At 68.7% G+C, this 14,189-nt stretch carries 10 protein-coding genes; 3 read left to right on the top strand and 7 right to left on the bottom strand.

Features of this window, described 5'->3' with window-relative positions; genetic code table 11:
• Positions 1–106: 106 nt before the first annotated feature.
• Genes AB0F40_RS25830 through AB0F40_RS25820 form a run of 3 tightly spaced genes read right to left on the bottom strand, consistent with a single transcriptional unit; the run spans position 107 to position 3,551 of the window.
• On the bottom strand, positions 107–1,510 hold the full coding sequence (locus AB0F40_RS25830) for a polysialyltransferase family glycosyltransferase (protein WP_357474720.1): 1,404 nt from the start codon (positions 1,508–1,510) through the stop codon (positions 107–109).
• Position 1,511: 1 nt separating this feature from the next.
• On the bottom strand, positions 1,512–2,474 hold the full coding sequence (locus AB0F40_RS25825; RefSeq protein WP_357474717.1) for a glycosyltransferase family 2 protein: 963 nt from the start codon (positions 2,472–2,474) through the stop codon (positions 1,512–1,514).
• A gap of 60 nt (positions 2,475–2,534) precedes the next feature.
• Positions 2,535–3,551 carry a hypothetical protein gene (locus AB0F40_RS25820; protein WP_357474715.1) on the bottom strand — a complete coding sequence of 339 codons (1,017 nt, stop codon included), beginning with the start codon at positions 3,549–3,551 and terminating at the stop codon, positions 2,535–2,537.
• 141 nt (positions 3,552–3,692) lie between these two features.
• Here AB0F40_RS25820 and AB0F40_RS25815 point away from each other — a divergent pair, with 141 nt between their 5' ends.
• Complete coding sequence (locus AB0F40_RS25815) at positions 3,693–4,748, top strand: hypothetical protein (RefSeq protein WP_357474713.1); 1,056 nt, start codon at positions 3,693–3,695, stop codon at positions 4,746–4,748.
• Positions 4,749–4,877: 129 nt separating this feature from the next.
• Here the strand turns inward: AB0F40_RS25815 and AB0F40_RS25810 are convergent, their stop codons facing one another.
• From AB0F40_RS25810 to AB0F40_RS25795, 4 genes are all read right to left on the bottom strand, one after another.
• Positions 4,878–7,247, bottom strand: coding sequence for a glycosyltransferase (locus tag AB0F40_RS25810; RefSeq protein ID WP_357474711.1), 2,370 nt, complete (start codon positions 7,245–7,247; stop codon positions 4,878–4,880).
• 75 nt (positions 7,248–7,322) lie between these two features.
• A complete protein-coding gene (locus AB0F40_RS25805; RefSeq protein ID WP_357474709.1) occupies positions 7,323–9,731 on the bottom strand; it encodes a hypothetical protein in 2,409 nt (802 codons plus the stop codon).
• Between the two features lie 37 nt (positions 9,732–9,768).
• Positions 9,769–9,969 (bottom strand): hypothetical protein, encoded by a 201-nt coding sequence (locus AB0F40_RS25800; RefSeq protein ID WP_357474707.1) that lies wholly within the window; start codon positions 9,967–9,969, stop codon positions 9,769–9,771.
• Positions 9,966–11,486, bottom strand: a complete 1,521-nt coding sequence (locus tag AB0F40_RS25795; protein WP_357474704.1) for a phosphomannomutase/phosphoglucomutase — start codon at positions 11,484–11,486, stop codon at positions 9,966–9,968. The genes AB0F40_RS25800 and AB0F40_RS25795 overlap by 4 nt, the downstream gene beginning before the upstream one ends.
• A gap of 242 nt (positions 11,487–11,728) precedes the next feature.
• Between AB0F40_RS25795 and AB0F40_RS25790 the strand changes: the two genes are divergently transcribed.
• Both AB0F40_RS25790 and manA read left to right on the top strand, forming a co-directional pair.
• Positions 11,729–12,802 (top strand): ATP-grasp fold amidoligase family protein, encoded by a 1,074-nt coding sequence (locus AB0F40_RS25790; RefSeq protein ID WP_357474701.1) that lies wholly within the window; start codon positions 11,729–11,731, stop codon positions 12,800–12,802.
• Positions 12,803–12,918: 116 nt separating this feature from the next.
• The gene (manA, locus tag AB0F40_RS25785; RefSeq protein ID WP_357474698.1) at positions 12,919–14,127 is read left to right on the top strand and encodes a mannose-6-phosphate isomerase, class I; all 1,209 of its coding nucleotides are present in this window, start codon (positions 12,919–12,921) and stop codon (positions 14,125–14,127) included.
• The last annotated feature ends 62 nt before the right edge of the window (positions 14,128–14,189 follow it).

Raw genomic sequence — 14,189 nt, 5'->3', positions numbered from 1 at the left:
CTCACCTGGAACTCGGTTGTCCCGGGCGGTCCTGTGCGGTTCGAGGACTTCGACCTGTGCTGGCGGAGCGACGCGGCGGCTCGACCAACGGGGGCCTCCGGCCAGCTCAGTGCGGCCGGAACATGACCGCCTTCACGAACGCCTTCGCCGTGCGGACCACTCTCGACCGTCGGGACACCTTGCGCACGACTCGTCCCGCGTCGCGCCGGAGCCGGGTCCTCACCTTCCTGGCCAGTGCGCGAGCAGCTGCGAGACGCTGGTCGTCGCCGGGTGCGTCCAGGTGGGTCCGGCCACCGACGTCACCGGCTCCGGCGAAGTACTTCACGGTCCAGGGATGCTCTGCGAGTAGCCGCTTCCGGTCACCCGATCCGCTACCTGGGCGGCGCGTCGGCTGCATCGCGTGCGCGATCTCGTCCACCAGCAGCTGCACGTCGATCTCGACGGGATCACGCTCGACCAGGGTGCCGTCCGACGCAAGGTCCACGCGGTTCAGGCGAACGTCGGTGATCGCCAGGGGGATGCGGTTGCTGTCCTGAAACTTCGGCAGCCGCTCGAGCACCTCGTCCACTCCGACGGCGTACCCAGCCATCCCGTAGACCTCGACCGCCGTCGACAACCCGGTCGAGAAGCACCCGATCGCGGCGGCAGGCCGCAGCCTGTCGTACAAGACCTCCACGGGTACCGGGTCGTCGAGAACCTGCAGCCGCACACCAAGCTGGTCGGCCAGGTCCGGCAGACGGCGCGCGAACGCCGGGGGCGCGCTCGGGTGGGGCTTGAACACGACCCGCCGATACCCGAGTCCCGCGGCCACCCGGAGGAACTTCTCGTGCAGCTCCTGTTCCTCGTCCTGTGACAGCAACCCGAGCGCGCTCAGGTACTGCCCGAGCAGGATCGTATCGACCCGCTCCTCGCTCGGCGACGCGGAGGCCGTCGCCTTCCCGTACTCGGCCACCACGTCCCGGAAACCCGCCGAGGCCAGAACCACGTTCTCCACCCCGTGCTCGCGCAGGAGCACCGGGTCCAGCCCGCCCGCCAGGTCCAGGTAGAGCAGCCGGCGCAGGCGTGGCGCCACCTGCCGCATCACGGGCATCCGCGTCGGGCCGTAGCTCGCCAACCCGTCGGAGACGACATCGACCGGACCCTCCTGGAAGACCCGCAGAATCGATGTCGACGGCTTGACCGGCAAGGACTGGAGCGTGATCCCGAACGGCTCGCGCAGACCTACTGCCGCCGCGACGATCCCGTGCCAGCGCTCGATATCCTCCGCCGGGCTCCACGAGCACGGGTGATGCGGGTAGATGGTCTCGTTGAGAGACACCACCCGGTCGAACCGCCGGCCGATCTCGTCAAAACCGGGCTGCTCCGCCAGGCCGACCCCGAGCTCCGGGATCGTTGAGGTGCCGGTCGTCATCAGCACCTTCGTGCCGGCGTCGGCGTACAGACCGTCGTCAATGGCGGTCGCCATGCTGGCGGCCGCCAGGAAGGTGGGAGCGACGAAGAGCTGGTCCATGTCAGTCCGTCTCGATTCGCAGGATCTTCCCGAGCACGATCCGTTTGGGCAGGTCGAAGTGCCGCAACGCGGTCCGGATGGACTCCGGCGGGAACGAGTTCAGGAACGCTGACGACCGGTGGTACAGCTCGCGCTGCAGCTCGTGGGACAACCTGGCACGGCGGGCCACGTGGAACTCGACGATCCGCAACGCCCCGTACGCCGCCTTGTCCACGTACCCGGCATTGCCCGAGCCGACTGCCAGGTCGCGGATGCCGGCATAGGCATCCAGGAAGTGCAGCGTGTTCGAGTTGCCCGCCTGGGTGAGCGCCGTGGGGTTGGCGTCCTTGCGGTAGAAGTAGCCGTTCAGGTCCACCACGGCCGTGGACTCCGTGTTCAGGTGCAGGCGCCAGAACCACGGACGGTCCGCGGCCGTCCGCAAGGACTCGTCGAACGAGAACAGCGTCGGGTCGATCCGTTCCCTGTCGTACATCCCCGCCCACAGGAACGGGTAGTCCACCGTGGTTCGGTAGCCCGGCTCGCCGATCTGCGACCTCGGGTCGAGCACGACGTCCCGACGCTCCTCGGGCGCTCGCTCGATCACGCGCTTCATCTGGTCCACCCGCACGTGATCGGTCCGGACGAAGTCGACGCCCAGTCCTTGCAACGCGGCCAGGGTCCGGTCCAGGTGTCCCACGTGGTACCAGTCGTCGGCGTCGAGATAGGTGAGGTACCTGCCCTCGGCATGCGTCAGTGCGATGTTCCTGGACCGTGCCACCCCGTAGTTCTCCGGGTTGCGCAGGGTCGTCAGCCAGGGCATGTCCTGCGCCGCACGCTCGATGATCTCGGGTGTCTCGTCCGTGGAGTGGTCGTCGATCAGGATGAACTGATAGTCATCGCGTCGGTTCGCCCTGATCGTCGCGAGGCAGTTGGGTAGGAACGTGGCCGCGTCGTAGACCGGCACGATGATGCTCAGCGTGGTCAAGGTTTCCGTCCTGGCTCATGGTCTCCGGCGTGAACCTACCGGAGCACGCCGACCCGCATCTCACCGGCGGCCGGCGGCCGCCGCGTCCCGGAAGACCTTGAGGTACATCTCCGACGTCTCCGCCAGGCCAGGCCCGTCAAGCTGCGGACTGCCCGACGGCGGTGTCGCGCGCAGGCCCTTCACCGCGGAGTCGATCGCCTCAGCGGTCAGACCGCCCTCGTAGAGGCTGATCCACCCGGCGCCGACAGCCTTGGCAAGACGTCGCGTCAGCTCCGTGGCGGGCACGAGAACGGGGCGGTCGAGAGACAGCGCCATGTACAGCACCTGCATGTCCTCGAGCTCGGCCACCTTGGGGACCAGGACCAGCTCGGCCGCGCTGATCTCCTGCACGGTCGAACCATCCGAGATGTGCTCCAGGCGCAGTGTGACCCTCTCCGGGTCACGCGCGGCCATCCCCTTGAGCCCGATGTACGCCGCCGTCGGCTTGCCCACCACGCGCAGCGACAGCCCTGGCGTCTCGGTGAGGAAGAAGCTCTCCAGAGACGGCGCGACGCCCTTGGGGAGGTTGGCCGCGATCCGGAGCAGTCGGCCGGGCACCTGCGCGGAGCGGGGGTAACCCAGGAACCGCTCCCGGTAGTGCGCGTGCGGGATGAGCGTGACGGGACGGCCCTTCGGGGTTCGCGTCACTTCGTCCAGCACGATGTACGACGTCGTCACCTGATCGAGCAACCGGTTCGCGGCCAGGCGCAGCCTGCCGCCCCTGCCGCTGGCGTCGGCACCACTGAGGGTCCGCACCACGGCGATCTTGCGGCGCTTGGCCTGCAGCACGAAGTCAGCCATCTTCGCGAGCCGCTTCCACCGGCTTCCCTTGCCGAAGAGCACCGTCGACCGGTGCAGGTGAATCACGTCCATGTCGGCATGAGGAAGCTTGCCCTCGAAGAAGCGAAACTCGACGCCTGGGGTCGTCTTGTTCGCGACGATCTGGTCGATGTAGGAAAGGATGTGGTATGGCTGTCGCTGAGACGCGTAGACAAGAATCTGATCGTGCTCGGCAGCGGGATGAGTAACGTTCGACACCAGGCTACGATACCAACGTGGACCGTGGCTGTGCTCCGGTCCGCAGTCACAATGGCAGGTCTCAGCGGGTCCACTGCGACCCTGTGCACGTCAGCCTGATAACCGCCGACACCGCGACTCGCATAATTAGGATTCCCCACCGTGAACTCGAACCGTGTCCAAGATGTCTTTGTCAACCTCGGTGGGCAGGACGACAATCTCGGCGACTCAGCGCTGCGTGCCGGGTTTCTCCTGGCCGCCCGAGGCGAGGGCCGCCGTTTCCACGTGCTTCTGGAGGGCAAGACCTCGGACTATGTCTCCGGACTTCCCCTGAAGCCCGAGGACCGTGTCTACACCAAGGCGTCGAAGTGGGGCGCCGCCTCAAGGGCTGCCGTTCGCCCCGTCCATCTCTTCGAGGCCGGCGAGATCAACCCGCGTCCCGGCGCCACGTACCCGAAGCGCGGCCGTGTCGCGGGCCTTCAGCAGGCGGTCGCTGCCGGGGGCGCTGTCATAGTTGCCGGGATCGGGATCCGATCGCCCCAGGTCGCGGCAGAGACGGTCACGTTCCACGAGGTGCTGCGGGACGCGGCGATCGTGTCGTGGCGGGACCAGCCGTCACGCGACGGCGCCGGGTTCGGCGATGTCGCGCCGGACTGGGCCTACTCGATGGGCACGCCGACCTCGCAGTGGGCCCCGGAGTCCGAGCGCCCGCTGCTGCCGATCACGATGCGTTTCGGCCGGCCGTGGCCGGAGGCCTCGTGGTTCGACGCAATCCGCGCCCTCGCCGAGCAGACGTCGACCGAGATCGTCACCGTCGCCCAGGTGGCCCGCGACGCTCCCCGCGCCGTGCGCATCGCCGAGGAGCTCGGCGGCAAGTACCTTGTGGCGGCCAGCACCAGCCACCACGATCTCGACGTCCACGTCCGCGACGTCTACAGCAGGTCGCTCGCGGTGATCAGCGACCGCGCTCACGGACTGATCATCGGTGCGACGGAGGGTGCCTACCCGCTCGGGTCAGCCGCTAACCCGGAGAAGATCAAGCGTCTGCTCGAATCCGCGGGTCTCGGCGAGCTCACCGGACCGTACGACGAGTTCGCGCAGCTCGCCCCCCAGGTCGTGGAGCACCGCGCGAACCTGGCCCCCGCCATCGACACTTCTCGGGCCACACTCACGGATCTGCGGGAGCGGATCCACAAGGCGATGGACTCCGTCCTCTGACTGCCTGACGGATCGGGCGGTCATGGCACCGCCGCGATATCGGCACCCGGACTCCTGGTAGAAGTAGCTGGCCTCGACCAGCTCACTCCTACCAGGAGTCCTCACTTTCCAGACATCACAGGCGCGTTCTTACGGCAGTGCCTTCCGCACTCGCCGTAGGACTGGTCCAAGTGCGGGGAAGGTCCGGATGCTCCGCCTCGCCACCCTGCGCGCCAAGGAGACCTTCCTGGCCGGCAGGACCTTCCCGGCCGCAGCGGTCGCGCGCGCTTTCCGCCTGCCGGCCAGGCCGCGTGACTTCACCGCGCTGTCCGCGAAGCTGGTCTCCGCGTAGAAGACGGTCCAGTCCAGGATCTGCCGGGCGTCGTCGAGCGTCGGCTCCGGTGCGAACTCGGGAGGCAACGCGCCCTGGAGCAGCTGCTGGTACAGGCTCGACATGTCGTAGGAGGTCATCCGCTCGGCAGCCTTGACCGACGCCCGCGAGTACCTGAGGTACCGCTCACGGTCGTCGGCGAAGGCCGCGACCTCCCGAGCGAGCCCCACCGCGTCGCCCTGGCGGACAGCGACGATGCCCTCGTTGTCCTGGACGGGCACCAGCCACGGCAGCTCGTACATGACCACCGGCAGACCGCGCGCCTGAGCCTCCGCGAGCGTCAGCTGGTATCCCTCGATGATGCTCGTCGTCACGAAGAGGTGCGCCGCGTCGATCGACCGGATCAGCTCCGCACCCCGGCGCGGCCCGACGACCTGCACGTGATCGGCCAGACCCTTCTTCTCCACCGCGGAGACGAGGTCCCCCACGGTGTAGTCCTTCCAGTCCGGCCCGATGATCGTCAGCTGGAAGTCGACCGACAGCCGACGCAGCTCCTGAGCCATGGTGAGCAGCTCGCCAGGCTTCTTGGTGCGCTCGTCCAGGCGCCCCCACCAGACCAGCTCGATCCGGCCGGCGGGCGCCTCCTTCGTCAGCTCCATGGCGGCTGACTCGATCAGCAGCGGTGACGGCGGGTTCGGGAGGTACACCGCGTGCTCGATGCCGCGGAGCTTCCAGTAGGCGACGTCGAGCGGGGACAGCGTGACGGCGGTCGCGAGCGCGTTGAGGTGGTTGGTAAGGAATGACGTCAGGTCGTTCTGGTCGTAGATCGGCCGCAGCCCGAAGTTGTGGATCCATCCGATCGTCGGCACGCCCAGCGCACGCGCCATCAGGGCGTACGACGGCCACTGACGGCTGTAGAGGATCTGCTGGTCGATGACGACGTCGATCTCCTCGTCACGGCAGATCTGCGCCCACTCCTGCACCCGGGCGGGCAGCCCCTTGCCCTGCAGCTCGATGAACTTCGCACCCTCGGGCACGCCGTCGAGCACGCTGTCCTTGCGGTGCGCGACGATCGTGACCTTGTACCCGGCCTCCAGCAGGTAGTGCGCCTGAGAGAGGAGCACGCCGGAGACGCCACCGGTCGTGACCGTCTTGGTGGTCAGCAGCACGCTCCGCACCGGGCGCTCACCGGCCTCGATCCGGGTGCCGCTCGTCGCGAGGGCCGAGAGGACCTCCGGGCAGTGGGTCACCGCCGCGAGCACGACGTCCACCGGCGGGACACGGGTGTGCAGCAGGTCGAGGCAGGCCCCGTGCAGGTCACCGCTCATGTTGTTGTGCAGGAAGCCGATCACGTTGGCGATCATCGACAGCCTCGCCGACTCATAGCTGTTGATCAGCTCGGCAGGATCCTTCCGGGTCTCCGTCAGGGACTCGAGCGCCGGGCGGATGCTCTCGACGGAATCGATCGCGCCCATGTAGAACGCGAACTGGGCGACGTCCGCGACCGCGTGCCCGCTCCCCCCACGACGGAAGAAGTACCGGTAGAGCTTGTCCGTGATCGACACGTACTTCCGGGCGCGTGCTGCCGTGAGGAACATGATCGGGAGGTCGTTGACCCGCGGGAGCACCAGGTCCGCCGGAAGCGTCCCGTAGACCTCACGGAGCAGCGAGGCCCGGAAGAGGTATCGCCACAGCTGGCCCTGCGCCGCCTTTCCGACCGGAAAGAGACCGCTGAACACATCGTCACCGCTGAGCGAATGATGAATCGGCGCCAGGCGCTTCTGGTATCCGCCGACCTTCTGACCGTCCGGGTTGATGACCTCGACACCAAAGCCGACCAGGTCAGCGTCCGTCGCGTGTGCTTTCGCGTACGCCTTCTCGACCGCGTCCGGGGCGAACTCGTCGTCACCGTCCAGGAAGAGGACGTACTCGCCCTCCGCCGCCATGATGCCGGCCCGTCGCCCCTGGAACGCCGAGCCGTTCCGCTCCAGCCGGATCAGCCGGATGCGCTCGTCCCGGGACTGATAGCCCTCGATGACCTTGCTCGTGCCGTCGGTCGAGGCGTCGTCCACGCAGATGACCTCGAACTGCCCGTTCGACTGGCGCAGACAGCTCTCGAGCGCGTTCCCGACCCAGGCCTCGTCGTTGTGCACCGGAAGGACGATCGAGACGAGTGGTGGCGTGTGCAATGAGGTCTCCGAGAATGAATGGGGGCGGACGCGCAAATCGCTGCAATCCTAATCGCACCGAGCCTGCCGCAGGAATCAGCTGGACCCTGCGTCGTCACGTTCCGACGCCCGCCGCGCAGCGCGGTGGGCGAGCACGTCCTCGAGAAGGACCTGGGCCCGCGCACCAAAGCTGTGCTCCTTGCGGACGTAATCGGACAGCGCGCGCAACGACGTCTCGTCGTACCAGGCTCCGCTCTCCTCGGCGAGCACGGCGTCCAGGTCCTCGGTGGTCCTGAAGCGAGCCAGACCACGCTCCGGAAGCACGGTCCGGGTGATCTCGTCGAGTCCTTCGATCTCATCGGTCAGCAGCCGGCCACCCGATGCGAGGACGTCGAACACACGGTTGGAGACGAAGCCGCGGTCTCGCATGTCAGCCCAGTGGTCGTTGAGCGCCCAGGCCGCCGAACGGTAGTACCGGCGGAGGATCTCGTTGGGCACGTACGTCCCGGCGACCGTCTCGGGGGGCAGGAACTCCTCCCACTGCTCACCGTAGACAGCGATCGGCGTTCCGGAGGCTGCGGTATGCATGACCACCGGCCGGGCCTCGCCCCGCGAGTTCCCCACGAACACCGCCTTGCCGACGACCTCCGGGACGGGCTCGTCGTCGATGTAGAAGCGGCTCGGGTCGGTGCACTGCAACAACGGCCGGACCGGCAGGCCCCACGTCGAGGAGACGTCCCGGGCCCAGCCAGGACTCGCTGCATACCGGAGGTCGTAGGACTCGAGCTCGCGTGCCGTCACCGCGTCGGGGTGGCTGATGACCCACGCGACACTGGTCACGTTCGTGGGCAGTGTCATGGCGAACAGCCCACGCAGCGTCACGACGACATCATCGGTGTACGAGCTGAACCGGTCGTCGTTGCGCCTGTGGTCGACGACGGCACGCTGGCCGAGTGCACGCAATGCGTCCGCCAGCGAGTTGGCGAAATGGAAGTCGCCCCACTGACGCTTGCGATCCGCCGACGGCGCCGCGGTCTTGATCGCCCAGCGCAGTGACGGCGGAGACTCCACGACCTGGATCCTGGCCTCGGCCTGGAGCCAGAGCGCCCGCGTCCAGGACCGCTCCTTCTCGGGGGCGCTCAGTGCGGAGACGCCCAGGAAGACCGGGGAGAGGCCGAAGGCCTGAAAGAGGTCGGCCGAGCCGGACGGTACCTGTCGCCAGGTCGTCCGGAACGCCAGGAGATCTTCTTCCGGCTGGGGCGAGCTGTCGAACGCCACAGCCCCTCCTCTCCGAATCCCGACCAGGTCGGGCACGACGACGACAGGCCGGCCCTCCTGCACGGCGAGGCGCTGCGACAGGCTGACGTCAGCCCACAGGTCGCCGGCCTTGTCGTCACTCAGCACCGCGCGAACGGACTCCGTGCGGGCCAGCAGCGGAACCGGCGCGCCCGGTACGGAGAACCACCGCGCGGGCCATTCGACGCTGTCCGGGTGCATGCCTCCCAGGAAGGGGACCGGGTCCTTTCCATAGGGCGGGTAGACCACGCCGGCGTCGCTGACCAGGTGTCGGCTGCTGAGCACGAGGGGGTGCACCACAGCTGCGCCCGACTCCGAGAACGCGGTGCACCAGTCGGCAAGCGTCCCTTCCCTGAATCCGTTCCGCGCGGACATCAGGAGCGTGTGTTCGCCGCGGGAGCCGTGCACCGCCGCGGTGACAGCAGCGACCGTCCCCGCAGGCCCGGACACCGACACGACCCGCACGTCCCACCGGGCAAGACGGGCCAGCGCGAGCCCGACAGAGACCTGGTGACGTTCGTCAGGCACAAGGAGGACGACCTCGACGGGCTGCGCAGGCCGGCCGTCCGCGGCCCGCGTCACCGGTTCGATGGCGCCCAGGGCGGCAAGCACCTCAGACGTCGAGGCACAGTCGGTGACCACGACGCTCATCAGCCCCGGCACGGTGTTCGCGGCCGGACTGTCCCGCCAGGATGTCGCCTCTTCATCGACTTCATCGACCGGCTCGCCTACCTGCTCCCGCAGAGCCTCGCGCACGTCGGGAAGGGTGACCCCGTCACGCAACCAGCAGGCGTCGGGTGCCAGTGGCAGAGTCTGTGGATCGCCGTCCTCCAGCAACGACGCCAGCGGGGCTCGGTCAGGACGCAGCGGACCGTGGGCAGGCGCCGGGTCGAACAGCGGCGACGTCGACTTCTCCCAGGCACCGTTCGCGCCCTCGAGGTATGCGACGAGCGGGTCGGTCTCGTCGTGATCCCACCGCTTCGGATCGAAGCGTGCCGGCAGGAACAGGGGGTGCGGCGACCATCCCGCTCGCCGGCCCTCCTCGACGTAGTGGCTGACCGCCTCTGCTTGGTCCGCGAAGGTCAGACCCGCCTGGTGCTGGTACCACTCCACGTCGAACACACCTGAGGCGAGTATCCGGTCGGTGGCAGAACCGGGTGGCGGGCCTGTTTCGGATGCCGCCGAGTGCGGCTCCACCTCGGATGACATCGAGGAACCTCCTGGACTCTTGACTACGTCGAGGTGCTCACAGCGCCCGGGCGTCCGACTCCAGCAGTACGGGGATCCCGTCCCGCACCGGGTAGGCCAACGGCCGGTCCGGGTCGGTCGAGTGCAGCTCCGGTTCGCCGTCGGGCCCGGTCCCGTCCACCAGCTCCGCGCCCGTCACGGGGCAGCGCAGGATCTCACGCACCCACGGGTCCAGCTGGATGGTCGGGTGGGTGCTCATGCTGCTCCTCCTGCGTCGTCGGTCTCGGCACGCACCAGCGACAGGACGTCGTCGCGCACCTTGACCATGATGTCCTCGTCGGCGGCCTCGACGTTGAGCCGCAGCAGCGGCTCGGTGTTCGAGGCACGAAGGTTGAACCACCACTGCGGCTGGTCGTCCCAGTGGGACACGGTAACTCCGTCGAGCCGGTCCACCACGACCCCCGGATACGCGGTCCGGTAGGCGTCCAGCACGCGCTCGGTCGCCTCGGCGGCGTCGGGCACGGTCGAGTTGATCTCGCCGGAGGCGGCGTACGGCTCATACATCTCCGCGAGCGCCGACAGCGGGTGCGGCTGGCCACCCAGGGCGGCCAGGACGTGCATCGCGGCGAGCATGCCGGTGTCGGCGAAGAAGAAGTCCCGGAAGTAGTAGTGGGCCGAGTGCTCCCCGCCGAACACCGCGTCCCGCTCGGCCATCTCCGCCTTGATGAACGAATGGCCCACGCGGGTGCGTACGACCTCGGCCCCCGCCGCCGACAGGAGGTCGGGCACAGCCCGGGAGGTGATCAGGTTGTGGATCACCGTGGGTGTGCGGCCGGCTGCCTTCTCCTTCTCCACCTCGCGCAGTCCCACCAGGGCGGTGACGGCCGACGGCGAGACGGGCACCCCTCGCTCGTCCACCACGAAGCACCGGTCGGCGTCTCCGTCGAAGGCGAGCCCCAGGTCGGCCTCGTTCGCCACGACGGCGGTCTGCAGGTCCAGCAGATTCGCGGGCTCCAGCGGGTTCGCCTCGTGGTTGGGGAAGGTCCCGTCCAGCTCGAAGTACAGCGGCACGATATCCAGGGGCAGCGCCGACATACCTGCCGCCTCGCCGAGCACCGCGGGGACGGTGTACCCGCCCATGCCGTTCCCGGCATCGACCACGACCTTGAGCGGACGCAGCCCGGACAGGTCGACCAGGCCGCGCAGGAAGGCGGCATAGTCAGCGAGGGTTTCGCGGTCGGTCACAGCTCCCTTCCTGGTACCCGAGGACGGCGCGGCAGGCACCTGGCCGGCCTCGGCGGGCCGCGCGTCGTCGTCGTCCAGGATCCCCTGAGCGACCTCGCGGACGTCAGCGAGGCCGGTGGCCTCGCCGACAGGCCGCGCGCCAGCGCGACACAGCTTGATCCCGTTGTAGGCGGCGGGGTTGTGGCTGGCGGTGAACATCGCACCCGGCAGGCCGAGCGCACCCGAGGCGTGGTACAGCCCGTCGGTGGAGCACAGCCCGATGCGAATCACGTCTACACCCTCGGCGGTCAGCCCGGCGGCGAACGCCTCCACGAGCTCGGGGCCGGAGTCACGCATGTCGTGGCCCACCACGACGCCGGGTGAGGTGTCAGCCTCACCCGGCCCGGAGCCCTGTGGCGCGCCCGCATCGGGCCGGACGACGGCGCGAGCGAATGCCTGGCCGATCGCACGCGCGACCTGCGGTGAGAGCTGGTCCGGGACGGTGCCGCGGACGTCGTACGCCTTGATGATCTGGGAGAGGTCGAATGCCACGCGGTCAGCCTACGCCGCGCCGGACCGTCGACTGCGGCAACCAACGGCGCACCACGGCGACGAATGCCTCTAGGCTTGCCGGTGCTACCGCCAAACCGTCACCGTCAGAAGGCAGATGCGTTGTCATGACCGGTCAGGTAAGAGGGCTCGCTCGGAGCCTGGTCGACAGGTTTCCACCCGTACGACGACGTGACGAGCTCCTCGCTGCTCGTCTCGAACTTGTGACGGAGCTGCGGGAACGCGTGACGGAACTGCAGGCCAAGACCAAGGAGCTGCAGGCCGAGGTCGAGGAGCTGGATGCTGAGACTCGCAAGGGGCGGGTACGCACACGGCGTGTGCGGCGCCAGGTCGCAGAGCTCCGTGAGCAGCTGGCCACGGCAGCCGCCGTGAGCAAGGACCTGCGCTCGGTCGAGGCCCGACCCTCGTTCCGCCGGATGCTGGTCATCGAACGCGGCCTGTCCCACGCTGCGCACGAGCACCCCAACCGGTCACCACGCAGCAGGGTCTCCGACAAGCTCTTCTCGAAGGCGCTCGCGGGCTCGCTCGGCGTCCGGGTACCGGCAGATCTGCAGGTCTGGCCGGATCTCGACAGCATCGAGCTGGGTTCGCTCCCCGACGAGTTCGTGATCAAGTCCATCGGCGGAGCCTCCTCCCGAGGTGTCTTCCCGCTTCGCCGGCTCGACGGCGAGTACCAATTGATCAGCACCGGCGATGCCACCACGCTCGACGAGATACGGGCACGGATTCGCGCCGAGATGGAGCTGGACACCGCGCGACCGTCATACGACTGGATCAGGCCGCCCTTCTACGCGGAGGAGTTCATCAAGGATCTGAGTGACAACTCCGAGATCCCGGTCGACGTCAAGGTCTACATGTTCTACGGGCGCGTCGGTCAGGTGCTGCTCCGCCGCGTCGCCCGCCACGGCGAGCGCTCGGGCGTCGGCTACCGGTACCTCGGAGCGGACGGGAGCGACCTCGGCGACGTTGCCATCAGCCGGACAACAGATCCGACGATCCCGGTTCCCGATCGGTTCGGAGAGATCATCGCGGCTGCGGAGAGGATCTCGCGAGCGACCGGCCTCGCGTTCGTCCGGGTGGACCTCTACCAGACGCGGAACGGTGTGGTCTTCGGCGAGCTGACGCCGTGCCCTGGAGAACCCCAGCACTACACGGACGACCACGACCTGCTCCTCGGGCGCCTCTGGCAGGAGGCCCAGCTGCGCCTCGACGCCGATGTCGCGAACGGCTCGGCGATCGGCTTCGACGTGCCGAGCGACACGGAGAAGACTGGCAGGTTCGAACAGGCCGAAGCCTGACCTCGCGATTCATGGGGACCGGGAACCCTACGTCACCCACAGACAGCCCCCGCATCTGCTCCTCGACACCGGGCTATCCTGACGCGGTGCTTGCCGTTGCCCAGTTTCACGCGCCCATGCCGCTGACCAATACGATCCAGCGGTACGACTGGGGGTCCGTCGACGCCATTCCGAACCTGCTCGGTGCCGACCCGGACGGCGGCCCGCAGGCCGAGCTGTGGCTCGGCGCGCACACCAGCGCGCCGTCGTCCAGCGTCGTCGAGAACGAGGACGTCGCACTCGACCGGCTGGTCCGCGAGGCGCCCGTGCAGACGCTCGGCCACCGGGTGGCCGAGCAGTTCGGCCCCCGCCTCCCGTACCTGATGAAGGTGCTAGCGGCCGGCAAGGCCCTCTCGCTCCAGGTGCACCCCTCGCCGCGGCAGGCCCGAGAGGGCTTCGCACGCGAGAACAAGGCCGGTCTGCCGCTCTCGTCGCCGAAGCGGTCGTTCAAGGACGACCAGCACAAGCCCGAGATGGTCGTCGCCCTGTCCCAGTTCGAGGGGCTTGCGGGCTTCCGCACCCCGCGGACCATCCTGGACGTGCTGGAGGGGCTGCCGGGCGACCTCGTCGACAGCGTCCGCGCCGCCCTGCTGCGCGACCGCAGCCACGACGGTATGCGCCAGGCCTTCAACCACCTGCTGTCCGCGCGGTCGGACGAGGCCTGCGCGGCCGACATAGAGGTCACCCTCGACTCGGTGCGGGCCCGCCTGGCGGCCGGCTCGCCGTTCGAGCGTGCAGACCGCACGGTGGTCGACCTCGCCGAGCAGCACCCCGGCGACCCAGGTGCCATCGCGTCCCTCATGCTCAACCGCTTCTCGCTCGAGCCGGGTGAGGCTGCTTTCACGCCCGCCGGCGTCGTGCACGCCTACCTGTCCGGGCTCGGCATCGAGATCATGGCCAGCTCCGACAACGTGCTGCGCGCCGGGCTCACCACCAAGCTCGTGGACGAGGAGAACCTCGTCGCCTGCACCGTGTTCGCCCCGCAGCAGCCGTCCATCCCCGAGATGACGACGGCGGGCAGCCGCGGGCAGGTGCACACCTACCGTGTGCCGGTCACGGAGTTCGCCCTCACGACGGCCGACGTCGACCCCGCCGAACCGGTCGCGCTGCCCGCCACGGGTCCCCGGATCCTGCTGTGCCTGGCCGGCGAGCTGAAGCTCGACGCCGACCGCTCGGAGAACGGACCGCAGCGCCTCGTCCAGGGCGAGTCGGTCTTCGTGCCGCACGACGCGGGCAACCTGGTCTTGTCCGGCGCGGGCCACGCGGTCTGCGCCTGGGTGCCGTGATCCCGCTACCGCAGGCGGGTGGTCGGTAAAAGGTCAGGTGGTCGGCACCCCTGGGTACCGAC

The organism is Promicromonospora sp. NPDC023987, assembly GCF_040639055.1.
Classification (GTDB): Bacteria; Actinomycetota; Actinomycetes; order Actinomycetales; family Cellulomonadaceae; genus Promicromonospora.
The sequence above is the reverse complement of the archived record's forward strand: the minus strand, read 5'-3'. Positions and strand labels throughout refer to the sequence as shown.